Genomic DNA, 22,296 nt, shown 5'->3' with positions numbered 1-22,296 from the left:
TTCTTCACCTTTTTCAAACCTGTGCAATCCACTTGCGGTGCGTATGGATCGACATGAGAACGCCAAACGCTGACAGCAGCGTCACCAACGAAGTTCCGCCATAGCTGATGAAGGGCAGCGGCACGCCCACCACGGGCAGGAGGCCGCTGACCATACCGATATTGACGAACACATAAACAAAGAAGGTCATGGTCAGGCTGCCCGCGAGCAGCTTGCCGAACAGGGTCTGGGCCTGGGCCGTGATCATCAGCCCGCGGCCAATCAGCAGGATGTAGATCAGCAGCAGCAGACAGATGCCGACCAGGCCGAACTCCTCGCCGAGCACGGCGATGATGAAGTCGGTGTGGCTTTCCGGCAGGAAGTCCAGGTGCGACTGGGTGCCCAGCAGCCAGCCCTTGCCAAACACCCCGCCCGAACCGATCGCCGCCTTGGACTGGATGATGTTCCAGCCGGTGCCCAGCGGGTCGCTTTCCGGGTCGAGAAAGGTCAGTACGCGCTGCTTCTGGTAGTCGTGCATGACGAAGAACCACATCGCCACCGCCACCGGCACCGCCGCGGCGATCACGCTGACGATCCAGCGCCAGCGCAGCCCGCCCATGAACAGCACGAAAGCGCCGGAGGCGAGGATCAACAGCGCCGTGCCCAGGTCCGGCTGGCGCACGATGAGGATGAACGGCACGCCAATCAGGACCAGGCTGATCGCCACATGCTTGAGGTGAGGCGGCAAGGTGCGCTTGGACAGGTACCAGGCGATGGTCGCCGGCATGATGATCTTCATGAATTCCGAGGGCTGGAAGCGGATCACCCCGGGAATGTTGATCCAGCGCGTCGCGCCCATGGCGTTGTGGCCCATGACGTCCACCACGACCAGCAGGAACACCCCGGCCAGGTAGGCCAGCGGCACCCAGCGCGCCATGAAGCGCGGCTCGAGCTGGGCGATGATGAACATCGACACCAGGCCGATGCCGAACGAGCTGGCCTGCTTCATCAACAGGTCCCAGTTCTTGCCGCTGGCCGAATACAGCACGAACAGGCTGCCAGCGGCGAGCGTCAGCAGGATGAGCAGCAAGGGGCCGTCGATATGAATGCGCTGCAGGAAGCTGGCGCGCCTGCGCATCACGTCCTCGCTGGAGAGCATGCGGTCGAAGTTGTTCTTCACGGGGCCGATTCCTGGGCGACTGTGGCAGGGGCGAACTCGGGCTTGAGCCGGCCGTTCTCGTCAAGCAGCCAGGCATCCATGACCTGGCGCACCACGGGGGCGGCGACGCCGGAGCCGGACTCGCCGTTCTCGACCATCACCGAGACCACGATCCGCGGATCGTCGGCCGGGGCAAAGGCGACGAACAGCGCATGGTCGCGGTGGCGTTCCTGGAGTTTGTTGCGGTCGTACTTCTCCCCCTGCTTGATCGCCACCACCTGAGCGGTACCGCTCTTGCCGGCGATGCGGTACTGCGAACCAATGGCGGCCTTGCGAGCGGTGCCGCGGGCGCCGTGCATCACCTGCTCCATGCCGTGAGTGACCCTGGCCCAGTCCGACTTGTCGCGCAGGACGATGTTTTCCATGGGGTTCTCGTCCACTGGGGGCTGGCCTTCGATGGTCTTGGCCAGGTGTGGACGGTTCCACACGCCTTTGTTGGCAATCAGCGCGGTGGCCTGGGCCAACTGCAGCGGCGTGGTCTGCATATAGCCCTGGCCGATGCCGAGGATCAGGGTTTCGCCGGGGAACCAGGCTTGGCGGCGGGTGGCGCGCTTCCATTCACGGGAAGGCATCAACCCGGGCGACTCCTCGAACATGTCCAGGGCGACCTTCTGCCCGATACCGAACTTGTTCATGTAGCTGGACAACCGATCGATCCCCATCTTGTGTGCAAGATCGTAGAAGTACGTGTCGTTTGATCGCATGATCGCCACATCCAGATCGACCCAGCCATCGCCGGTGCGGTTCCAGTTGCGGTATTTGTGATCGTAGTTGGGCAGTTGGTAGTAGCCCGGGTCGAACACCCGGCTGCCCGCCGTCACCACGCCGCTGTCCAGACCGGCGATCGCCACCGCCGGCTTGATGGTCGAGCCTGGCGGGTAGAGGCCGCGCAGCACGCGGTTGAACAGTGGCCGGTCGATCGAATCGCGCAGTTCGGCGTAAGCCTTGAAGCCGATGCCGGTGACGAACAGGTTGGGGTCGAAGCTCGGCTGGCTGACCATGGCCAGCACTTCGCCGGTGCGCGGATCGAGGGCGACGATGGCGCCACGGCGCCCGCCCAGAGCCTGCTCGGCAGCCTCCTGCAGCTTGATGTCCAGACTCAGCACGATGTCCTTGCCAGGCTTCGGGTCGGTGCGCTTGAGCACTCGCAGCACGCGGCCACGGGCGTTGGTCTCGACTTCCTCGTAGCCCACCTGGCCATGCAACTCGTCTTCGTAGAAGCGTTCGATGCCGGTCTTGCCGATGTGGTGGGTGCCGCTGTAGTTCACCGGGTCGAGGGTCTTGAGTTCCTTCTCGTTGATCCGTCCGACATAGCCCACCGAATGGGCGAAATGCGCACCCTGGGGATAATGGCGAACCAGTTGCGCCGCCACTTCCACGCCGGGCAAGCGGAACTGGTTGACCGCGATGCGGGCAATCTGCTCCTCGTTCAACTCGAACAGGATCGGCACCGGCTCGAATGGCCGACGCCCCTGTTTCATGCGCTTCTCGAACAGGGCACGGTCGTCGGGGGTGAGTTCGAGCACTTCGACGATCACATCCAGCACGTCTTGCCATTTGCCGGCATTGCCGGCGCGCTCGCGGGTCATCACCAGGCTGAAGCTGGGGCGGTTGTCCGCCACCACCACACCGTTACGGTCGAAAATCAGCCCTCGGGTCGGCGGAATCGGCTGCACATGCACCCGGTTGTTCTCCGAAAGCGTCGAGTGATAGTCGTACTGGATGACCTGCAGGTAATACAGCCGGGCGATCAGCACGCAGACGAGCAGCACCACCGCCACGGCGCCCACGACAACGCGGTTGCGCACCAGGCGGGCGTCTTTCTCGTGGTCCTTGAGGCGGATCTGCTGCGGCATCGGACAGGCTTACAGGTTCATTTGTGGTAGGGATGCCCGGACAACACGGTCCAGGCGCGGTAGATCTGCTCGCCGATGAGTATCCTTACCAATGGGTGCGGCAACGTCAGCGGCGACAGCGACCAGCGCTGTTCGCTGCGCGCGCAGACCTCCGGCGCCAGCCCCTCCGGGCCGCCCACCATCAGGTTGACCGTGCGCGCATCCAGGCGCCAACGGTCCAGCTCGCCCGCCAGTTGCTCGGTGCTCCAGGGCTTGCCATGGACCTCGAGGGTGACGATGCGTTCCCCAGGCTGCACCTTGCTCAGCATCGCCTCGCCCTCCTGACGGATCAGGCGGGCGACATCGGCATTCTTGCCGCGGGTGTTCAGCGGGATTTCCACCAGCTCCAGCGCAAGCTCCGGGGGCAGGCGCTTGGCATACTCATGCCAGCCTTCCTCGACCCACTTGGGCATGCGCGAGCCGACCGCGATCAGACGCAGACGCACGGCGCTTCCTTATTCCCGGTCCTTGAGCTTCTCGGAATACTCGTGGGCGTGTTCCGGGCTGTGGTGCTTGCCATCGGCGGCACGGCTTTGCTCGGCACCCTGCCACAGGCGCTCCAGGTCGTAGAACTGGCGGGCAGCGGCGGTCATCATGTGGACGATGACGTCGTTGAGGTCCAGCAGCACCCAATCACTGTCGCCCTTGCCTTCTTCGCCCAGCGGTTGAGCGCCCTTGGCCTTGACCGCCTCACGGACCTTTTCCGCCATGGCGTTGATCTGGCGGTTGGAGGTACCGGTGGCAATGATCATGTAGTCGGTCAGGCTGTGCTTTTCGCGCACGTCGATGACCTGGATGTCCTGGGCCTTGACGTCTTCCAGCGCGGCCTTGGTCACTGCGACCAGTTCTTCGCCGTAAATTTTCTGCTTGGTCATATAAAACTCGTTCAACTCATTGATTGAGGCGCCAGCGGGCGCCGTCAGTTGGACACACGATACAGGTCGTGTGCCTCGATATAGGCCAGTACTGCGTCCGGCACCAGGAACCGCGCCGACTTGCCGCTGGCCAGCAGCTGTCGGATCTGTGTGGCGGACACCGCGAGCGGGGTCTGCCAGACGAACGAAATGTGCCCCGCCGGGCCGGACATGGCGGTGGGATCGCTCTCCGAGCGCGCCGCCAGCAAGTTGCGCAGCGCGTCGGGGGGTTCGACATCGGCATCCGGGCGTTGCAGCACCAGGATGTGACAGTGTTGCAGCAGTTCTTCCCAGCGATGCCAGCTGGGCAGGCCGCAGAACGCGTCCCAACCCAGCACCAGGAACAACTGGTCGTGCGCGTGCAGCTGCGCACGGATCGATTCAAGGGTGTCGATGGTGTACGACGGCTTGTCGCGGGCCAGCTCGCGGTCATCCACGCTCAGGCGCTCGACGCCCTGCACGGCACTACGCACCATGGCCAGGCGGTCCTGGGCCGACACCTGCGGCGTGTCGCGGTGCGGCGGGCGGGCGTTGGGCAGCAGGCGCAGTTCGTCGAGGCGCATGAACTCGGCCACTTCCAGCGCGCTGCGCAGGTGGCCGATATGCACCGGGTCGAAGGTCCCGCCGAGAATGCCGATACGCCGGACTGCCACCGCGTTGCTCAACTCAGCACGACTCCTGGCCGCGCAGCTGGCCGTCACCGATCACCACGTACTTCTCGCAGGTCAGGCCTTCCAGGCCGACCGGGCCGCGGGCGTGCAGCTTGTCGGTGGAGATGCCGATCTCCGCGCCCAGGCCGTACTCGAAGCCGTCGGCGAAGCAGGTCGGGGTGTTGAGCATGACCGATGCCGAGTCGACCTCGGCGATGAAACGCCGGGACTGCCCCTGGTGCTCGGTGATGATCGCGTCGGTGTGGTGCGAACCGTAGTGGTTGATGTGCTCGATGGCCTGCTCCAGACCGTCGACAACGCGGATCGACAGGATCGCGTCGAGGTATTCGGTGTGCCAGTCGTCTTCGCTGGCCGGCTTGGCGTCGATGATCGCCCGGGTGCGCTCGCAGCCGCGCAGCTCGACGCCCTTGTCGTGAAAGCGGCGGGCCATTTCCGGCAGGAAGCGCTCAGCCACGGCCTGGTCAACCAGCAGGGTTTCCATGGCGCCGCAGATGCCGTAGCGGTAGGTCTTGGCGTTGAAAGCCACGCGCCAGGCCTTGTCCAGGTCGGCGTGGGCATCGACGAAGACATGGCAGATGCCGTCCAGGTGCTTGATCACTGGCACCCGGGCATCGCGACTGATGCGCTCGATCAGGCCACGACCGCCGCGCGGGACGATCACGTCGACGAACTCCGGCATGCTGATCAGCGCGCCCACGGCCTCACGGTCGGTGGTCTCGACCACCTGCACCACCGCCGGCGGCAGGCCGGCCTCGGCCAGGCCACGCTGGATGCAGGTGGCGATGGCGCGGTTGGAGTGGATGGCCTCGGAGCCGCCACGCAGAATGGTGGCGTTGCCCGACTTCAGGCACAGGCTGGCGGCGTCGATGGTCACGTTGGGGCGCGACTCGTAGATGATGCCGATGACACCCAGCGGCACGCGCATCTTGCCGACCTGGATGCCCGACGGACGGTAGCTCATGTCGCGGATGGCGCCGACCGGGTCCGGCAGGCTGGCCACCTGGCGCAGGCCGGTGATCATGCCGTCGATGCGTGCGGGGGTGAGTGCCAGGCGGTCGAGCAGCGCCGGCTCCAGGCCGTTCTTGCGACCGTTGGCCAAGTCCTGTTCGTTGGCTGCGGTGAGCGCGTCGCGGGCCGCGTCGAGGGCGTCGGCGGCGGCCTGCAGGGCGCGGTTCTTCTGCGCGGTGCTGGCACGGCCGATCACCCGCGAGGCCTCACGGGCGGCGCGACCCAGGCGGGTCATGTAGTCAAGAACGGACTCGGTCATGGGCTCGATGTCTTGGCAAAGGGGAAATCGGCTGATTATAACTGGAGCGCTCGGGTACGCCCAGCGGCGGGTGGCGGATGGTAGAAAATGCTGGAAGGAATGTGTAGGAAAGATGTAACCACCCGTATCGAAAAACACCCCAACCCCAGCAAGGAGAAAGCCGGCGCCCACGCCCTTTGGGGCATGCAGCCCGATGGCGGAAGCGGAAATGCCCTGCCATGGCGTCAATCTGATTCAGCCTCGATTAAGCCATTCATTGCTATCATCGCCGCCTTCACAGCCACGAACCGTGCGTATGTCCGCTCCAGCCCCCTGCCCGGCCCGGGCCTTGCCCGACAGCTTCTTCGACCGCGATGCCCAGACCCTCGCCCGCGAGCTGCTGGGCAAGGTCATCCGCCATCGCCACGGCGATCTCTGGCTGGCGGCGCGGATCATCGAGACCGAGGCCTACTACCTGACCGACAAGGGCAGCCACGCCTCCCTGGGCTTCACCGAGAAGCGCAAGGCGCTGTTCCTCGACGGCGGGCACATCTACATGTACTACGCCCGTGGCGGCGACTCGCTGAACTTCAGCGCCCACGGCCCAGGCAACGCGGTGCTGATCAAGTCCGCCTACCCGTGGACCGACGCCATGTCCGACGCTAACAGCCTGGCCCGGATGCAACTGAACAATCCCGACGCCAGCGGCAACCTGCGCCCTCCCGAGCGTCTGTGCAACGGCCAGACCTTGCTGTGCCGGGCCATGGGCCTGAAGGTGCCGCACTGGGACGCCCGGCGCTTCGACCCCGAGCGCCTGTATGTCGAGGACTGCGCCATACAGGTGCCGAGGGTGATCCAGACCACCCGCCTGGGCATCCCCCACGGCCGCGATGAACACCTGCCCTACCGCTTCGTCGATGCCGACTACGCGCGCTTCTGCACCCGAAACCCGCTGCGCCGCGGCCAGGTCGAAGGGAAAGACTTCTTCATGCTCGAACAAGGAAACTGAACCATGGGCCAATGGCTGGACAGCCTGACCGCCTGGCTTGGCGCCAACCCGCAGTGGCTGGGCCTGGCCATCTTCATCGTGGCCTGCGTTGAATGCCTGGCCATCGCCGGCATCATCGTGCCCGGCACCGTGCTGCTGTTCGCCGTCGCCGTGCTGGCCGGCAGCGGTGCTTTCAGCCTCGGCGAGACGTTGCTGCTGGGCTTCCTCGGCGGCGTGCTGGGCGATGCGATCTCCTATGGCATCGGCAAGTACTTCCACCAGAACATCCGCCGCCTGCCGCTGCTGCGCAGCCACCCGCAGTGGATCGGCAGCGCCGAGGCGTACTTCCAGCGCTACGGCATCGCCAGCCTGCTGGTCGGCCGCTTCATCGGCCCGCTACGGCCGATGCTGCCGATGGTTGCCGGCATGTTCGACATGCCGCTGCCGCGCTTCATCGCCGTGAGCCTGGTGGCCGGCGCCGGCTGGTCGGTGGCCTACCTGCTACCGGGCTGGGCCACCGGCGCGGCCATGCGCCTGCCACTGCCGGAAGGGTTCTGGCTGGACGCCGGAATCGTCGTCGGCACCCTGGCGGTACTGATTGGCCTGAGCCTGAGCACCAGCATCCGCGACCAGCGCCATGGCACACGCCTGATCGCCGCCCTCAGCGGCCTGGCCGTGGCGGCGTTGTTCATCGGCTGGCCATACCTGAACGAGCTCGACCAGGGCGTGATGACCCTGGTCCAGGAACACCGCAGCCAGGTCATCGACGGCGCCGTGGTGCTGATCACCCGCCTGGGCGACTTCCGCACCCAGTTCTTCCTGGGCGGCCTGCTCACCGGCCTGCTGCTGCTGGCCCGGCAATGGCGCCATGCCTTGTTCGCCGGGGCGACGCTGATCGGCACCGCCGCCGCCAATGGCACCTTGAAATGGCTGTTCGCCCGCGCCCGCCCCGAAGTGCTGGTCGATCCGCTGACCAGTTACAGCATGCCCAGCGGCCACAGCTCGGCATCCTTCGCCTTCTTCCTGGTGCTGGCGGTACTGGCCGGTCGCGGGCAGCCACCGCGCATGCGCCTGACCTGGGTCATGCTGGGCTGCCTGCCGGCACTGGCGATCGCCTTGTCGCGGGTGTACCTCGGGGCGCACTGGCCGACCGACATCCTGGCCGGGGCACTGCTGGCGTGCTGCGTGTGCGCGGCGAGCCTGACCCTGGTACAGCATCGCCAACCGCTGGTGGCGCTGCCGCAACGGGTGTGGTGGCTGGTGCTGCCGGCCTGCGTCGCGTTGCTGGCGTTCTTTGCCCTGCATGCACTGCCAAAGGCGTTGTTGCGTTACCAGTACTGATGCACTCGCGAGGTGTTGGAGCGGGCTTGGGCAGCTCAGGCGAACAACTCGCCCTGGATCCGCTCGAGCAGCGCCTGGATCGCCTCCAGCCTCAGCTGTGGCGAATCGATGGCCAGCAGGTCGAGCTTGTCCTCTTCCATGAACGGCAGCAGGTACGCCAGCTGGTTGCCCAGCGACTGGCGCCCGTCCACGTCGCGCGGCATGTCCAGCGCCTCGACCATCGGGTGCTCGCCCAACGCCAGCAGCAAGGCCAGCAGGTCGTCGTCCTGCTCCACCAACGGGCTGTCCGCCAGGTCCGCCAGCCATTGCACCTCGGCGAGCATCAGCTGGTCCTTCTGCACCTCGGTCTGTTCGACACGAAACCGCCGCACGCCCTCGACGCGAATACCCAGCAGGCCGTTGTCCTGCTGCACGAAATCGCGGATCAGCGCCTCGCAGCCGAGCGAGGCCACCACCGGCGGTGCCTTGCCCACCTGCTCGCCTTCAAGGATGCACACCACGCCGAAACCGGCACCCTGCTTCATGCAGCGGCCGATCATGTCCAGGTAGCGCACCTCGAAGATCTGCAGGTCGAGCAGGCAACCGGGGAACAGCACGGTATTGAGGGGAAACAGCGGTAACGTCATCTCGACTCCTCAAGCCACCAGGCTGACCGCCAACGGCAGGAACACCGCCGTGGCCACCCCCATCAGGCTCATCGCCAGCGCGGCGAAGGCGCCGCATTCATCACTTTCCTGCAAGGCCACCGAAGTGCCCACCGCATGGGCGGTCACCCCTAGCGCCATGCCTCGCGCCTCGGGGCTGAGCACGCCGCATCGGGTCAACAGCGCCGGGCCGAAGATCGCACCGATCACCCCGGTGATCAACACGAACACCGCGGCCAAGGCCGCCACACCGCCGATCTGCTCGGCCACCAGCATGGCGATCGGCGAAGTGACCGATTTCGGCGCCATGGTCATCAGGATCATGTGTTCGGCACCGAACCACCACCCCAGCGCCAGGCACGCCACGGTGGCGAACAGGCCTCCGACTACCAGCGTAGTAAATGTCGGCCAGAACAGCTGCCGAATGCGCCGCAGGTTGAGGTAGAGCGGTACCGCCAGGGCCACGGTGGCCGGCCCCAGGAGGATGTTCATGATCTCGGTGCTCTTGCGGTATTCGGCGTAGTCGATGCCGCAGGCCAGGAGGATGCCGATCACTACCAGCATCGACACCAGCACCGGTTGCAGGAAGATCCAGCGGGTCTTCTCGTAGCCCGCCAGCACCAGTTGGTAGGCGGCCAACGTGATGCCGATGCCGAACAACGGATGATGGATGACCGCCTCGAGTGCGCCGTGCCAGTCGAGGATCATGGCTGCTCCTCGCGCTTGCCCTGGCGGTGGATCAGCTTCTGCATCAGCACGCCAACGAACACGAGGGTCAGCAGGCAGGAGATCAGCAAGGCCCCGACGATGGCCCAGAAGTCGGCGGCGATGTCCCTGGCATAGACCATCACCCCCACCGCCGGCGGCACCAGCAGCAGCGGCAGGTAGCGCAACAGGCTGCCAGCGGCCTCGTTGAGCGGCTCGCCAACCTCGCCACGGGTCATCAGGAAGGCCATCAACAACAACAGGCCGATGATGGGCCCGGGCAGGATGGGCAGCAACAGGTGGTTGATCGCCGTTCCCAGCAACTGGAACAGCACCAGCCAGGTCAAACCACGCAACAGCATATGGACCTCCCTCAGAGCATGGCGGCCATTATAAGCACGCTAAGCAACTGTCTATAAGGCGATATTCGGCGAAAAGCAGTCAACTTGACTGAAACGGTTCGCCGTGCTGATCTTGCACACTCGTACCAAATGACAATCTGGAGATGTCGCGATGCCCTATGTACCCGTTACAGAGCTTTCGCAGTACGTTGGCAAGGAACTGGGACGTTCCGCCTGGCTGAAGATCGATCAGCAACGCATCAACCTGTTCGCAGAGGCCACTGGCGATTTCCAGTTCATCCATGTCGATCCCGAAAAGGCGAAGAAAACGCCGTTCGGTACCACCATCGCCCATGGTTTCCTCACCCTGTCGCTGATCCCCAAGCTGATGGAAGACATCCTCGTGCTGCCCGAAGGACTGAAGATGGTGGTCAACTACGGCCTGGACAGCGTGCGCTTCATTCAACCGGTGAAGGTCGACAGCCAGGTGCGACTGAAGGTCGACCTGACCGACGCCACCGAGAAGAAACCGGGGCAGTGGCTGCTCAAGGCCACCGTCACCCTCGAGATCGAAGGCGAAGAAAAACCCGCCTACATCGCCGAACCGCTGTCGCTCTGCTTCGTTTGATACGCCCCTGGGGCCGCCACGCGGCCCCGATTCACGCACCCGCGCATTCTGCGGCATACTCGGCGCATCGATTGCCGCGGAACCCGCCATGCGCCCCCTGCTTCCCCTGACCTTGATCCTGTTGCTTGCCGCCTGCGGCGAAGGTGAACCGTTGTCGCCTCCGGACGCCCGGTTGCCCGACGGCGGCCGCTACCGCGGCCAGGTGGTCGATGGGCTGCTGCAAGGCGAGGGACGCATCGACTACCCCAACGGCAGCTGGTATGCCGGCACCTTCAAGGACGGCCAGTGGCATGGCCAAGGCGAATGGCATGGCAGCAACGGCGAGGTCTATCGCGGCCAGTTCAGTGCAGGCCTGTTCCAGGGGCTGGGCGACCTGACCACCCCCGGAAGCCATTATGCAGGCACCTTCAAGCATGGCCGACGCGACGGCGAGGGCACGCTCAAGCAGAACGACCAGACCTACCGCGGCCAGTTCAAGGACGACCAGTACGAAGGCGCCGGCCAACTCGAACTGGCCGACGGCAGCCACTACCAGGGGCTGTTCGCCAAGGGCAAGCCCAATGGCGCCGGGGTGCGCAGCGACGCCAGCGGCAACCAGTTCAGCGGCCACTTCATCGACGGGCAGTTGCAAGGCGCCGGCACCTATGACAGCGCCGACGGCGAGCAGTACATCGGCGAATTCAAGGACAACCGCCTCGAAGGCCGGGGGCGCTACGAGAGCGCCGACGGCGACGTCTGGATCGGCGACTTCAAGGATGGATCACTGGTCGGCCAGGGCGAACTGCTGGGCAGCGACGGCAGCCGCTACAAGGGAGGTTTTCGCGACTGGCGCTTCGCCGGCAGCGGTACCTTGCAGCTGGCCGACGGCAGCCAGTACGTCGGCGGTTTCGCCGACGACACTTACCACGGTCGCGGCAAGCTGACCCACCCGGACGGACGGATCGAGAGCGGCACCTGGGTCAACGGCGTGCGCGTGCGCGATGCCCAGGGCAAACTGCTGCCCGACCCACTGGACCTGGCCTTGCTCAACCAGGGCAAGCTGCTGGCCGATGCCCTGGCCAAGGTGCCGGCGTCGGTGCCGCCGGTGCAGCTGTACAGCCTGGTGGTAGCCGGCGACGGCCAGCAGAGCGTATTCCTGCGCGAAGCCGACTATGTCAGCAACATGCTCAAGGTGCGCTTCGGCGCCCACGGCCAGGTGACCCTGGTCAACCATCGCGACCACCTGGCCGACCGCCCGATGGCCACCCGCGAGAACCTCACCCGCGCCGCCCGCACCCTGGCCGAGCGCAGCGGCCCCGAGGACCTGGTGTTCATCTACCTGACCAGCCATGGCAGCCATGACCACCAACTGGTCCTCGACCAGCCGCGCCTGCAACTGGCCGACCTCTCCGCGGACGAGCTGGCCAGCGCCCTGGCCCCGCTGAAAGACCGCGACAAGGTAATCGTCATCTCGGCCTGCTATTCGGGTGGCTACATCGCTCCGCTCAAGGACGACCGCACCCTGGTCATGACCGCCGCGCGCCCCGACCGGGTGTCGTTCGGCTGCTCCGAAGAAGCCGACTTCACCTATTTCGGCGACGCCCTGTTCGCCCAGGCGCTGAACCAGACCGACGACTTGAAACAGGCGTTTGAACTGGCGCGTCAAAGCGTTGCCGAAAGAGAACGAAGGGAGGGCTTCGAAGCCTCGGAGCCGCAGCTCTGGGCGCCGCCAGCAGTGATCAGCCACTGGCAGCGCCTGCGCCGCCAACAGGCCGAGCAAGCCCTGCGCAATGAAGCCCAGCCAGCTTCTGGGCAACAGGCAAAAACACCTGGTGCCCACTAAGCTGTGTAGTAACGAGGGAGAGACATCATGTACCTGACGCCTCAACATGTCCTGCTTGCCGGTGCCACGGGTCTGACGGGTGAACACCTGCTCGACCGCCTGCTCAACGAGCCCACCATCAGCCGCGTTCTGGCACCGACCCGCCGCCCCCTGGCCGAGCACCCGCACCTGGAAAACCCGGTGGGCGACCCGGCTGTGTTTCTCCCGCAACTGGCCGGCCGTGTCGATATCGCCTTCTGCTGCCTGGGCACCACGCTCAAGCAGGCCGGCTCGGAAAATGCGTTCCGCGCCGTCGACCTGGACATGGTCGTGGCCTTCAGCAAGCGTGCCCGCGAGATGGGCGCCCGCCACCTGCTGGTAATCAGCGCCTTGGGCGCCGATCCGAAATCGTCGGTCTTCTACAACCGGGTCAAGGGCGAGATGGAAGAGGCGCTCAAGCAGCAGGACTGGCCGCAGTTGACCATCGTGCGGCCTTCGCTGTTGCTGGGCGAGCGGATCGAGCCGCGTCTGGGGGAACGGATGGCGGCGCCCTTCGCCCGCCTGATACCGGGCAAGTACCGGGGCATCGAGGCCTGCACCCTGGCTCGGGCGCTGTGGCGTCTGGCGCTGGAAGAGGAAGATGGGATTCGGGTGGTTGAGTCCGACGAGCTGCGCAAGCTGGGGAAGAAATAGTCAGTCCTGAACCACGCCAATCGCCGGCAAGCCGGCGATTGTGCTGCAGAGCAGCCCTTGGCTATCAAAGACCACCGGTGGCGTTAAAGCCCACCCCCGCCGCCGTCAACAACGACAACGGCAGCAGCAAGGTATCCAGCAACGCACTGCCCGGCAGGTCCAGCCCCGGATAGGCCGGCGCTTCGGCGCCAAAGCGGTCCAGGGGACAACAACCGCCGTTGATCACGTACAGGTCCAGGCGCGTCCCGGCATACACCACCGGCGCCCCCGGCTTGTTGGCGTCGAGGGTGCGCACCGTGGCGCAGCCGCCGAGCTGGCCCAGTATCACCAGCCCCGCCAGCACCCGCTTCAATCATCGACCCCATAGTGATGCTCGCCCCAGCGCGGCAGCATGTCCTGCGGGATGTTCAGCAGATTGAGGATGCGCGCCACGACGAAATCGACCAGGTCGTCGATGCTCTGCGGCTGGTGGTAGAACCCCGGTGCCGCCGGCAGGATCACCGCGCCCATCTGCGACAGCTTGAGCATGTTCTCCAGGTGGATGGTGGAGAACGGCGCCTCGCGCGGCACCAGGATCAATTGCCGACGCTCCTTGAGGGTCACGTCGGCGGCCCGCTCGATCAGGTTGTTGCAGGCGCCCGTGGCGATCGCCGAAAGGGTCCCGGTGGAACAGGGCACCACCACCATCGCCGCCGGCGCGCCGGAGCCCGAGGCCACCGGCGACATCCAGTCTTCCTTGCCGTACACGCGGATCTGTCCGTCGGCCGCGCCAGTGTACTCGGTGAGGAACGCCTGCATGGCCTGGGGCTTGGCCGGCAGCAGCACGTCGGTCTCGGTGGCCATCACCAGTTGCGCGGCCTTGGAGACGAGGAAGTGCACCTCGCGCTCCTCGCGCACCAGGCAGTCGAGCAGACGCAGGCCATACTGCGCCCCGGAGGCGCCGGTCATGGCCAGGGTGATGCGTTCCGGCCCGCTCACTTCAGCGCCTCGGCCAGCTTGCCGTGCAGGCCACCGAAGCCGCCGTTGCTCATGATCACCACATGGGTGCCCGGACGGGCCTGGCCCTTGATGCGCTCGATGATGGCTTCAAGGCTGTCGGCCACCACGCTCGGCACCTTGCACTGCGCGGCGGTGCCCGCCAGGTCCCAGCCCAGGTTGGGCGGCGCGTACCAGATCACCTGGTCGGCGTCGTTGACGCTTTCCGGCAGGCCATCGCGGTGGGCGCCGAGCTTCATGGAGTTGGAGCGCGGCTCGATCACCGCAATCACCGGTGCCTCGCCGACGCGCTTGCGCAGACCGTCGAGGGTGGTGGCGATGGCGGTCGGGTGGTGAGCGAAGTCGTCATAGATGGTCACGCCCTGCACTTCGGCGACCTTCTCCATGCGCCGCTTGACGCTCTTGAACGCGCTCAGGCCTTCGATACCCATGGCCGGCGCCACGCCGACATGACGGGCGGCGGCCAAGGTAGCCAGGGCGTTGGCGACGTTGTGCTGACCGGTCAACGCCCAATCCACCACACCCTGCGCCTGACCTTCGAACAGCACCTCGAAACGCGAGCCGTCGGCGCTGAGCAGCCGCGCCTGCCATTGCCCGCCTTCGCCGGTGGTCTGCACCGGGGTCCAGCAGCCCATGCCGATGACCCGCTCCAGCGCCTGCTCGGTGGTCGGGTGGATGACCAGGCCTTCGCTGGGGATGGTGCGCACCAGATGGTGGAACTGCCGCTCGATGGACGCCAGGTCGGGGAAGATATCCGCGTGATCGAACTCCAGGTTGTTGAGGATCGCGGTGCGCGGGTGGTAGTGGACGAACTTGGAGCGTTTGTCGAAGAAGGCGCTGTCGTATTCGTCGGCCTCGACCACGAAGAACGGCGTTGCGCCCAGGCGCGCCGACACCGAGAAGTTCTGCGGCACGCCGCCGATCAGGAAGCCCGGGCTCATGCCAGCGTGTTCCAGAACCCAGGCCAGCATGCTGCTGGTGGTGGTCTTGCCGTGGGTACCGGCCACGGCCAATACCCAGCGGCCCTGCAGCACATGGTCGGCCAGCCACTGCGGGCCGGACACATAGGGCAGGCCTTTGTTCAGCACGTACTCCACCGCCGGGTTGCCCCGCGACATGGCGTTGCCGATCACCACCAGGTCAGGTGCCGGCTCCAGCTGGGCCGGGTCGTAGCCCTGGGTCAGCTCGATGCCCTGGGCCTCGAGCTGGGTGCTCATCGGGGGATAGACGTTGGCGTCGGAGCCGGTGACGCGGTGGCCCAGCTCCTTGGCCAGCACGGCCAGCGAACCCATGAAAGTGCCGCAAATACCGAGAATATGAATGTGCATGATCGACCTCGCAAAACGTCGAGGCAGGGTAGCCCAGGGCGAGGGAAATCGCACTCGCTGTTTCGCTCATCCGACCCTGGCGATGCCGTGTTTGCGCAGTTTTCGATACAAGGTATTGCGGCTGATGCCCAACTGCTCGGCGACATGGGTCAAGTGCCAGCGGTTTGCCTCCAGTACGGTGAGCAGTGCATCGCGCTCGGCGTATAGGAGCGGCCTTGTGCCGCGACAGGGCTGCGCAGCAGCCCCGGCGATTTCAGCGACATGCTCAGGATCCTGGGGCCGCTCTGCGGCCCTTTCGCGACACAAGGCCGCTCCTGAGGAGGCCGCGCCATTGCGAACAATTGCCGGGAGATCGGAAAACTCGATGTGCGCGCCTTCGCACAACGCCACCAAGGTACGCAGCACATTCCTCATCTGCCGCACGTTACCCGGCCAGGTGAAGTCCAACAGCGCCTGGCGGGCGGCCGGGTCGAGGCCGATGGCCTGGCCCTCGGTCTCCTGCGCCAGCAGGAAGTCCAGCAACTGCGCCTTGTCGCTGCGCTCGCGCAGCGCCGGCAGGGCGACTTCCAGGCCATTGAGGCGGTAGTAGAGGTCTTCGCGGAAACCGCCCTGCGCCACCCGTTCCAGCAGGTCACGGTGGGTGGCGCTGACGATCCGCACATCCACCGCCTGCGGCTCGCCGCCAATGGGCACCACCTGACGCTCCTCGAGCACCCGCAACAGACGGGTCTGCAGCGCCAGCGGCATGTCGCCGATCTCGTCCAGCAGCAAGGTGCCGCCATCGGCCTGCAACAGCTTGCCGCGCATGCCCTCCTTGCGCGCGCCGGTGAAGCTGCCGCCGCGATAGCCGAACAGCTCGCTTTCGATCAAGCTCTCGGGAATCGACGCGCAGTTGATTGCCACGAACGGCTTGTGCCGACGCGAGCTGGCCTGGTGCACGGCCTGGGCGAAGGCCTCCTTGCCGCAGCCGGTCTCGCCGCGCAGCAGCAGGGGCACATCGCGCTCGAACACCCGCACGGCACGACGAAAGTCCTCGCGCAGGGCTGGGTCGAGCAGGCAAATGCCGGGGGCACTGGCGTGGGGCAAGGCCACCGGCACCGACCACACCGGCACACGGGCCTGGCCACGCAGGCTGGCGAACACCTGGCGGCCATCGCGGGTGTGCAGCGGCCAGGCGCTGCTGCCCTGGGGCGTGGCGCGACTGAACAGCTCGTCGTGGCTGCAGGCGAAGAACCTGTCCAGCGGCTTGCCCAGCACGCCGCCACGGATGGTGCCCAGCAGGTTCAAGGCGCTCTGGTTGGCGGCGCAGATCCGCCCGTCACCGTCAAAGGCCAGCAACCCTTCGCTGAACAGGCCGACCGACTCCGCCTGCAGGTGGAAGCGCAGCAACCACTGCTGCTCGAAATGACGCAGGAAATAGCAGCTTTCGATCATCTTCGCCGACAGGTTGACCAGGGCCATGGTGTGGAACTGGCTCTGGCGCGACACATCCGGCCGTGCCGACGATACGTCGAGCACCGCCAGCAGTTCGCCATGGGGGTCGAATACCGGGCTGGCCGAACAGGTCAGGCCGGTGTGTCGGCCACGGAAATGTTCGTCCCGGTGAATGGTCAGGGCCTGGCGCTCGACCAGGCAGGTGCCGATGCCGTTGGTGCCCTCGCGGGCTTCGCTCCAGTCGGCGCCCAACCACAGCCCGGCGCGCTCGAAAATACGCCGCTCGCCGGGGGCGCAGACGCAGTTGAGGATCACCCCGCGGGCGTCGGTCAGCAGCACCGCGTGACCGCTGCCGGAGAGCTGCTGGTGCAGGCTGTTCATCTCGTTGTCGGCGATCTGCAGCACCTGGTGCAGACGCTCGCGGCTCTCCAGCAGGCGGCCGTGCTCGAGCACCACCGGGGCCTGGGCCCGGGCCGGATCGAGGTGGTAATCTTCGAGGCAGCGCAGCCAGGAGCGGGCGATCGACGGGTCGCTGCCCGGCCCGCTGGCCTGGCCGTGGGCGACCGTGAGCACTTGCTGGGCATGGCGACTGAACGGGTTGCTCTGCATTTGTAGTTGTTCTCCGCAGATAGAGCGTGTTGCCAGCATCCTCCAGGCGGCAACGCTTTGCAATGCTGCACTGACCCTGTGGTCACAGGTTGTGTCGTAAACGGTACAAAGTGTCACCCAGGCCGTGTCGGCCCTGGCACAGGGCGGCGCCAGCCACTGCCCGATCTTGACCCAAGTCATTGATACACAAGGCCCTCCAGGCACTGGCCCGACCTTTGCTCTACGCTAGGAAACTCCGCAACAATCACAATGACCAGGAGACACACCATGCGTTACGCACATCCCGGTACCGAGGGCGCGAAGGTTTCCTTCAAGAGCCGCTACGGCAACTACATCGGTGGTGAGTTCGTTCCTCCGGTAAAGGGTGAGTACTTCACCAACACCTCGCCAGTGAACGGCCAGCCGATCGCCGAATTCCCCCGTTCCGGCGCCGAAGACATCGAAAAGGCCCTCGACGCCGCCCATGCCGCCGCCGACGCCTGGGGCCGCACCTCGGTACAGGACCGCTCCAACGTCCTGCTGCGCATCGCCGACCGCATCGAGCAGAACCTCGAACTGCTGGCCATCACCGAGACCTGGGACAACGGCAAGCCGATCCGCGAAACCCTCAACGCCGACATCCCGCTGGCGGTCGATCACTTCCGCTACTTCGCCGGCTGCATCCGCGCCCAGGAAGGCGGCGCCGCCGAGATCAACGAAACCACCGTGGCCTACCACATCCACGAGCCACTGGGCGTGGTCGGGCAGATCATCCCGTGGAACTTCCCGCTGCTGATGGCCGCCTGGAAGCTGGCCCCGGCCCTGGCCGCCGGCAACTGCGTGGTGCTCAAGCCCGCCGAGCAGACGCCGCTGGGCATCACCGTGCTGCTGGAGCTGATCGGCGACCTGTTGCCCAAGGGCGTGCTCAACGTGGTGCAAGGCTATGGCCGCGAGGCCGGTGAAGCCCTGGCCACCAGCAAGCGCATCGCCAAGATCGCCTTCACCGGCTCCACCCCGGTCGGCGCGCACATCATGAAATGCGCGGCCGAAAACATCATCCCGTCCACCGTCGAACTGGGCGGCAAGTCGCCCAACGTCTACTTCGAGGACATCATGCAGGCCGAGCCTGCCTTCATCGACAAGGCCGCCGAAGGCATGGTGCTGGCGTTCTTCAACCAGGGCGAGGTGTGCACCTGCCCGTCGCGCGCCCTGGTGCAGGAGTCGATCTACCCGCAGTTCATGGAAGTGGTGATGAAGAAGGTCCTGCAGATCAAGCGCGGCGACCCGCTGGACACCGACACCATGGTCGGCGCCCAGGCATCCCAGCAGCAGTTCGAGAAGATCCAGTCGTACCTGAAGATTGCCCAGGAAGAAGGCGCCGAGCTGCTCACCGGCGGCAAGGTGGAGCAGCTCGAAGGCGCGCTGGCCAGCGGGTACTACATCCAGCCGACCCTGCTCAAGGGCAACAACAAGATGCGTGTGTTCCAGGAAGAGATCTTCGGCCCGGTGGTCAGCGTCACCACCTTCAAGGACGAAGCCGAGGCCCTGGCCATCGCCAACGACACCGAGTTCGGCCTCGGTGCCGGCGTGTGGACCCGCGACATCAACCGCGCCTATCGCATGGGCCGCGGTATCAAGGCCGGCCGCGTGTGGACCAACTGCTACCACCTGTACCCGGCGCATGCCGCGTTCGGTGGCTACAAGAAGTCCGGCGTCGGCCGCGAAACCCACAAGATGATGCTCGACCACTACCAGCAGACCAAGAACCTGCTGGTGAGCTACGACATCAACCCGCTGGGCTTCTTCTAACAAGAGCAGCTTCAAGTTCCAAGCTTCAAGCGACAAGAAAAGCAGGCCGGATGCGGGCTGCTTTTTCTTGAAGCTTGCGGCTTGGGGCTTGCAGCTGCCCCTTGGCCCGCTTTCTGCAAAACGAATCACCAGTGGCCGGCAGTCCCTCCGGCAACCTAAGAAAAACAACAGGTGAACCCTATGCCAAGCGATCATTCCGGCAGCGCGCCGGCGAGCTCCTCCGTCGACTTCGAAAAAGTCGGATCGGACTATTTCCAGCAACGTGAACTGAAAAAAGGCGCCGCCGGCTGGGTCCTGCTGGTGGGCCTGGGCGTGGCCTACGTGATTTCCGGCGACTACGCCGGGTGGAACTTCGGCTTGGCCCAGGGCGGCTGGGGCGGCATGTTCCTCGCCACCCTGCTGATGGCCACCATGTATTTGTGCATGTGCTTCTCCCTGGCCGAACTGTCGTCGATGATCCCCACCGCTGGCGGCGGCTATGGCTTCGCCCGCAGCGCCTTCGGTCCCTGGGGCGGGTTCCTCACCGGCACGGCGATACTCATCGAGTACGCTATTGCCCCCGCGGCCATCGCCGTGTTCATCGGCGCCTACTGCCAGTCGTTGTTCGGCATCGGCGGCTGGATGATCTACCTGGCCTTCTACATCGTGTTCATCGGCATCCATATCTTCGGGGTGGGCGAGGCGCTGAAGCTGATGTTCATCATCACCGCCGTCGCCGCCATCGCCCTGGCGGTGTTCCTGATCGGCATGGTGCCCCATTTCGATGCAGCCAACCTGTTCGACATCGCCAAGACCGACGCAGTCGGTGCCAGCAGCTTCCTGCCGTTCGGCTATGTGGGGGTGTGGGCGGCGATTCCCTACGCGATCTGGTTCTTCCTCGCGGTCGAGGGCGTGCCGCTGGCCGCTGAAGAGACCAAGAACCCGAAACGCGATCTGCCCCGCGGCCTGATCGGCGCGATGCTGGTGCTGCTGGCCTTCGCCCTGCTGATTCTGGTGGTCGGCCCCGGCGGCGCCGGCTCCGAAGCCCTCAAGGCCTCGGGCAACCCGCTGGTCGAGGCACTGTCCAAGGCCTACGGCGGCTCCACCTGGATGGGCGGCTTCGTCAACCTGGTGGGCCTGGCCGGCCTGATCGCTAGTTTCTTCTCGATCATCTACGCCTATTCGCGGCAGATCTTCGCGCTTTCCCGTGCCGGCTACCTGCCGCGCAAGCTGTCGGAAACCAACAAGAGCAAGGCCCCGGTGCTGGCCCTGGTGATCCCCGGCATCATCGGCTTCGCCCTGTCGCTGACCGGCCAGGGCGACCTGCTGATCCTGGTGGCGGTGTTCGGCGCGACGTTGTCCTACGTGCTGATGATGGCCGCGCACATCACCCTGCGCATCCGCCGCCCGAAAATGGAGCGTCCGTATCGCACGCCCGGCGGCATCTTCACCTCGGGCGTTGCCCTGGTGCTGGCCTGCATCGCCGTGGTCGCCGGGTTTCTGGTCGATCCAAGGGTGGTGATTGGCGCTGCAGTGATCTATGCAGTATTAATTGCCTACTTTGCTTTCTACAGCCGTCACCACCTGGTGGCCGGTACCCCGGAAGAGGAATTCGCCGCGATCCAGAAGGCCGAAGAGGCCCTGCACTGATTGCCGACTTGCGCCGCAGGCCAGGCCTGCGGCGCCCTGGAGATTCTGTATGGCAAGTTTCACGCATACGGTGGGCCACCAGGTCTACCGCTTCGACAGCCTCAAAGAGGTGATGGCCAAGGCCAGTCCGGCGCGCTCTGGCGACTACCTGGCAGGGGTCGCCGCCAGCAACGACGGCGAGCGGGTGGCGGCGCAGATGGCCCTGGCCAACATCCCGCTCAAGCACTTCCTCAACGAGGCGCTGATTCCCTATGAACAGGACGAAGTCACCCGCCTGATCGTCGACACCCACGACCCGCAAGCTTTCGCTGCGGTCAGCCATCTGACCGTCGGTGGGCTGCGCGACTGGCTGCTCAGCGAGCAAGCCGACGAGCACAGCTTGCGCGCCCTGGCGCCGGGCCTGACGCCGGAAATGGCGGCGGCGGTTTCGAAAATCATGCGCGTGCAGGACCTGGTGCTGGTGGCGCAGAAAATCCGCGTGGTCACCGCCTTTCGCGGCACCATGGGGCTGCGCGGACGGCTGTCGACGCGCCTGCAGCCCAACCACCCGACCGACGAGCCGGCCGGCATCGCCGCAAGCATCCTTGATGGCCTGCTGTACGGCAATGGCGATGCCATGATCGGCATCAACCCGGCCACCGACAGCATCGCCTCGATCTGCGCGCTGCTGGAGATGCTCGATGCGATCATCCAGCGCTACGACATTCCCACCCAATCCTGCGTGCTGACCCACGTCACCACCTCGATCGAGGCGATCAACCGTGGCATGCCGCTGGACCTGGTGTTCCAGTCCATCGCCGGCACCGAAGCGGCCAACGCCGGCTTCGGCATCAACCTCAACGTGCTTCAGGAAGGCTACGAGGCAGGCCTGTCGCTCAAGCGCGGCAAGGTCGGGCAGAACCTGATGTACTTCGAGACCGGCCAGGGCAGCGCGCTGTCGTCCAACGCGCACCATGGCGTCGACCAGCAGACCTGCGAGACCCGCGCCTACGCCGTGGCCCGCCACTTCAAGCCGTTCCTGGTCAACACCGTGGTTGGTTTCATCGGCCCGGAATACCTGTACAACGGCAAGCAGATCATCCGCGCCGGCCTCGAGGACCATTTCTGCGGCAAGCTGCTGGGCGTGCCGATGGGCTGCGACATCTGCTACACCAACCACGCCGAAGCCGACCAGGACGACATGGACACCCTGCTGACCCTGCTGGGCGTGGCCGGGATCAACTTCATCATGGGCATCCCCGGCTCGGACGACATCATGCTCAACTACCAGACTACCTCGTTCCACGACGCGCTCTACGCGCGCCAGACCCTGGGGCTGAAGCCCGGGCCGGAATTCGAGGCGTGGCTGGAGCGCACCGGCATCTTCACCCAGGCCGACGGCCGCATCCGCTTCGGCGACAACCTGCCGCCGGCCTTCCGCCAGGCCCTGGCGCAGCTTGCATAGGGA

The 22,296-nt window shown here is 65.6% G+C and carries 21 protein-coding genes; 8 read left to right on the top strand and 13 right to left on the bottom strand.

Features of this window, described 5'->3' with window-relative positions:
- Positions 1 to 13: 13 nt before the first annotated feature.
- Genes rodA through AC25MA_RS16315 form a run of 6 tightly spaced genes read right to left on the bottom strand, consistent with a single transcriptional unit; the run spans position 14 to position 5,945 of the window.
- Positions 14 to 1,117, bottom strand: a complete 1,104-nt coding sequence (gene rodA / locus AC25MA_RS16340; protein ID WP_051555660.1) for a rod shape-determining protein RodA — start codon at positions 1,115 to 1,117, stop codon at positions 14 to 16.
- Between the two features lie 38 nt (positions 1,118 to 1,155).
- The gene (gene mrdA, locus AC25MA_RS16335) at positions 1,156 to 3,054 is read right to left on the bottom strand and encodes a penicillin-binding protein 2 (protein ID WP_046857281.1); all 1,899 of its coding nucleotides are present in this window, start codon (positions 3,052 to 3,054) and stop codon (positions 1,156 to 1,158) included.
- Positions 3,055 to 3,071: 17 nt separating this feature from the next.
- Entirely contained in the window at positions 3,072 to 3,539 is a 468-nt protein-coding gene (gene rlmH / locus AC25MA_RS16330) for a 23S rRNA (pseudouridine(1915)-N(3))-methyltransferase RlmH (protein ID WP_023631106.1), read from the bottom strand.
- A gap of 9 nt (positions 3,540 to 3,548) precedes the next feature.
- Positions 3,549 to 3,968, bottom strand: coding sequence for a ribosome silencing factor (gene rsfS / locus AC25MA_RS16325; protein WP_028690385.1), 420 nt, complete (start codon positions 3,966 to 3,968; stop codon positions 3,549 to 3,551).
- Between the two features lie 44 nt (positions 3,969 to 4,012).
- Positions 4,013 to 4,672, bottom strand: a complete 660-nt coding sequence (gene nadD / locus AC25MA_RS16320; protein WP_028690384.1) for a nicotinate-nucleotide adenylyltransferase — start codon at positions 4,670 to 4,672, stop codon at positions 4,013 to 4,015.
- Position 4,673: 1 nt separating this feature from the next.
- Positions 4,674 to 5,945, bottom strand: coding sequence for a glutamate-5-semialdehyde dehydrogenase (locus AC25MA_RS16315; RefSeq protein WP_069016292.1), 1,272 nt, complete (start codon positions 5,943 to 5,945; stop codon positions 4,674 to 4,676).
- 295 nt (positions 5,946 to 6,240) lie between these two features.
- Between AC25MA_RS16315 and AC25MA_RS16310 the strand changes: the two genes are divergently transcribed.
- Both AC25MA_RS16310 and AC25MA_RS16305 read left to right on the top strand, forming a co-directional pair.
- Positions 6,241 to 6,933 carry a DNA-3-methyladenine glycosylase gene (locus tag AC25MA_RS16310; RefSeq protein ID WP_069016293.1) on the top strand — a complete coding sequence of 231 codons (693 nt, stop codon included), beginning with the start codon at positions 6,241 to 6,243 and terminating at the stop codon, positions 6,931 to 6,933.
- A gap of 3 nt (positions 6,934 to 6,936) precedes the next feature.
- Complete coding sequence (locus AC25MA_RS16305; RefSeq protein ID WP_486972214.1) at positions 6,937 to 8,253, top strand: bifunctional DedA family/phosphatase PAP2 family protein; 1,317 nt, start codon at positions 6,937 to 6,939, stop codon at positions 8,251 to 8,253.
- 35 nt (positions 8,254 to 8,288) lie between these two features.
- Here the strand turns inward: AC25MA_RS16305 and AC25MA_RS16300 are convergent, their stop codons facing one another.
- The 3 genes from AC25MA_RS16300 to AC25MA_RS16290 are packed head-to-tail and all read right to left on the bottom strand — an operon-like array spanning position 8,289 to position 9,964.
- Positions 8,289 to 8,879 (bottom strand): LON peptidase substrate-binding domain-containing protein, encoded by a 591-nt coding sequence (locus tag AC25MA_RS16300; RefSeq protein WP_486972213.1) that lies wholly within the window; start codon positions 8,877 to 8,879, stop codon positions 8,289 to 8,291.
- Positions 8,880 to 8,888: 9 nt separating this feature from the next.
- Complete coding sequence (locus tag AC25MA_RS16295; protein WP_028690379.1) at positions 8,889 to 9,605, bottom strand: LrgB family protein; 717 nt, start codon at positions 9,603 to 9,605, stop codon at positions 8,889 to 8,891.
- Entirely contained in the window at positions 9,602 to 9,964 is a 363-nt protein-coding gene (locus tag AC25MA_RS16290; protein WP_028690378.1) for a CidA/LrgA family protein, read from the bottom strand. Before AC25MA_RS16290 ends, AC25MA_RS16295 begins: the two co-directional genes overlap by 4 nt.
- A 151-nt stretch (positions 9,965 to 10,115) precedes the next feature.
- Here AC25MA_RS16290 and AC25MA_RS16285 point away from each other — a divergent pair, with 151 nt between their 5' ends.
- From AC25MA_RS16285 to AC25MA_RS16275, 3 genes are all read left to right on the top strand, one after another.
- A complete protein-coding gene (locus AC25MA_RS16285; protein WP_028690377.1) occupies positions 10,116 to 10,571 on the top strand; it encodes a MaoC family dehydratase in 456 nt (151 codons plus the stop codon).
- Positions 10,572 to 10,659: 88 nt separating this feature from the next.
- Positions 10,660 to 12,393 (top strand): C13 family peptidase, encoded by a 1,734-nt coding sequence (locus AC25MA_RS16280; RefSeq protein WP_213883182.1) that lies wholly within the window; start codon positions 10,660 to 10,662, stop codon positions 12,391 to 12,393.
- A gap of 27 nt (positions 12,394 to 12,420) precedes the next feature.
- Positions 12,421 to 13,065, top strand: a complete 645-nt coding sequence (locus AC25MA_RS16275; RefSeq protein ID WP_028690375.1) for an oxidoreductase — start codon at positions 12,421 to 12,423, stop codon at positions 13,063 to 13,065.
- A gap of 64 nt (positions 13,066 to 13,129) precedes the next feature.
- Here AC25MA_RS16275 and AC25MA_RS16270 read toward each other — a convergent pair whose 3' ends face one another.
- The 4 genes from AC25MA_RS16270 to AC25MA_RS16255 form a co-directional block, all read right to left on the bottom strand.
- Entirely contained in the window at positions 13,130 to 13,417 is a 288-nt protein-coding gene (locus AC25MA_RS16270; protein ID WP_088851638.1) for a YceK/YidQ family lipoprotein, read from the bottom strand.
- Positions 13,414 to 14,043, bottom strand: a complete 630-nt coding sequence (ubiX, locus tag AC25MA_RS16265; protein WP_028690373.1) for a flavin prenyltransferase UbiX — start codon at positions 14,041 to 14,043, stop codon at positions 13,414 to 13,416. Before ubiX ends, AC25MA_RS16270 begins: the two co-directional genes overlap by 4 nt.
- Entirely contained in the window at positions 14,040 to 15,389 is a 1,350-nt protein-coding gene (mpl, locus tag AC25MA_RS16260) for a UDP-N-acetylmuramate:L-alanyl-gamma-D-glutamyl-meso-diaminopimelate ligase (RefSeq protein ID WP_028690372.1), read from the bottom strand. The genes ubiX and mpl overlap by 4 nt, the downstream gene beginning before the upstream one ends.
- A 66-nt stretch (positions 15,390 to 15,455) precedes the next feature.
- Positions 15,456 to 17,432 carry a sigma-54-dependent Fis family transcriptional regulator gene (locus tag AC25MA_RS16255; RefSeq protein ID WP_486972212.1) on the bottom strand — a complete coding sequence of 659 codons (1,977 nt, stop codon included), beginning with the start codon at positions 17,430 to 17,432 and terminating at the stop codon, positions 15,456 to 15,458.
- Between the two features lie 267 nt (positions 17,433 to 17,699).
- On the opposite strand from AC25MA_RS16255, the gene exaC reads away from it, so the two are divergent.
- The 3 genes from exaC (at position 17,700) to AC25MA_RS16240 (ending at position 22,293) form a co-directional block, all read left to right on the top strand.
- Entirely contained in the window at positions 17,700 to 19,220 is a 1,521-nt protein-coding gene (gene exaC / locus AC25MA_RS16250; protein ID WP_028690370.1) for an acetaldehyde dehydrogenase ExaC, read from the top strand.
- Between the two features lie 180 nt (positions 19,221 to 19,400).
- Positions 19,401 to 20,849 (top strand): ethanolamine permease, encoded by a 1,449-nt coding sequence (gene eat, locus AC25MA_RS16245; protein ID WP_028690369.1) that lies wholly within the window; start codon positions 19,401 to 19,403, stop codon positions 20,847 to 20,849.
- A gap of 49 nt (positions 20,850 to 20,898) precedes the next feature.
- The gene (locus tag AC25MA_RS16240) at positions 20,899 to 22,293 is read left to right on the top strand and encodes an ethanolamine ammonia-lyase subunit EutB (RefSeq protein WP_028690368.1); all 1,395 of its coding nucleotides are present in this window, start codon (positions 20,899 to 20,901) and stop codon (positions 22,291 to 22,293) included.
- The last annotated feature ends 3 nt before the right edge of the window (positions 22,294 to 22,296 follow it).

It is taken from the genome of Pseudomonas sp. P65(2024), assembly GCF_057480955.1.
Note: the sequence above shows the minus strand (reverse complement) of the source record. Positions and strands in the feature narration are given on the sequence as shown.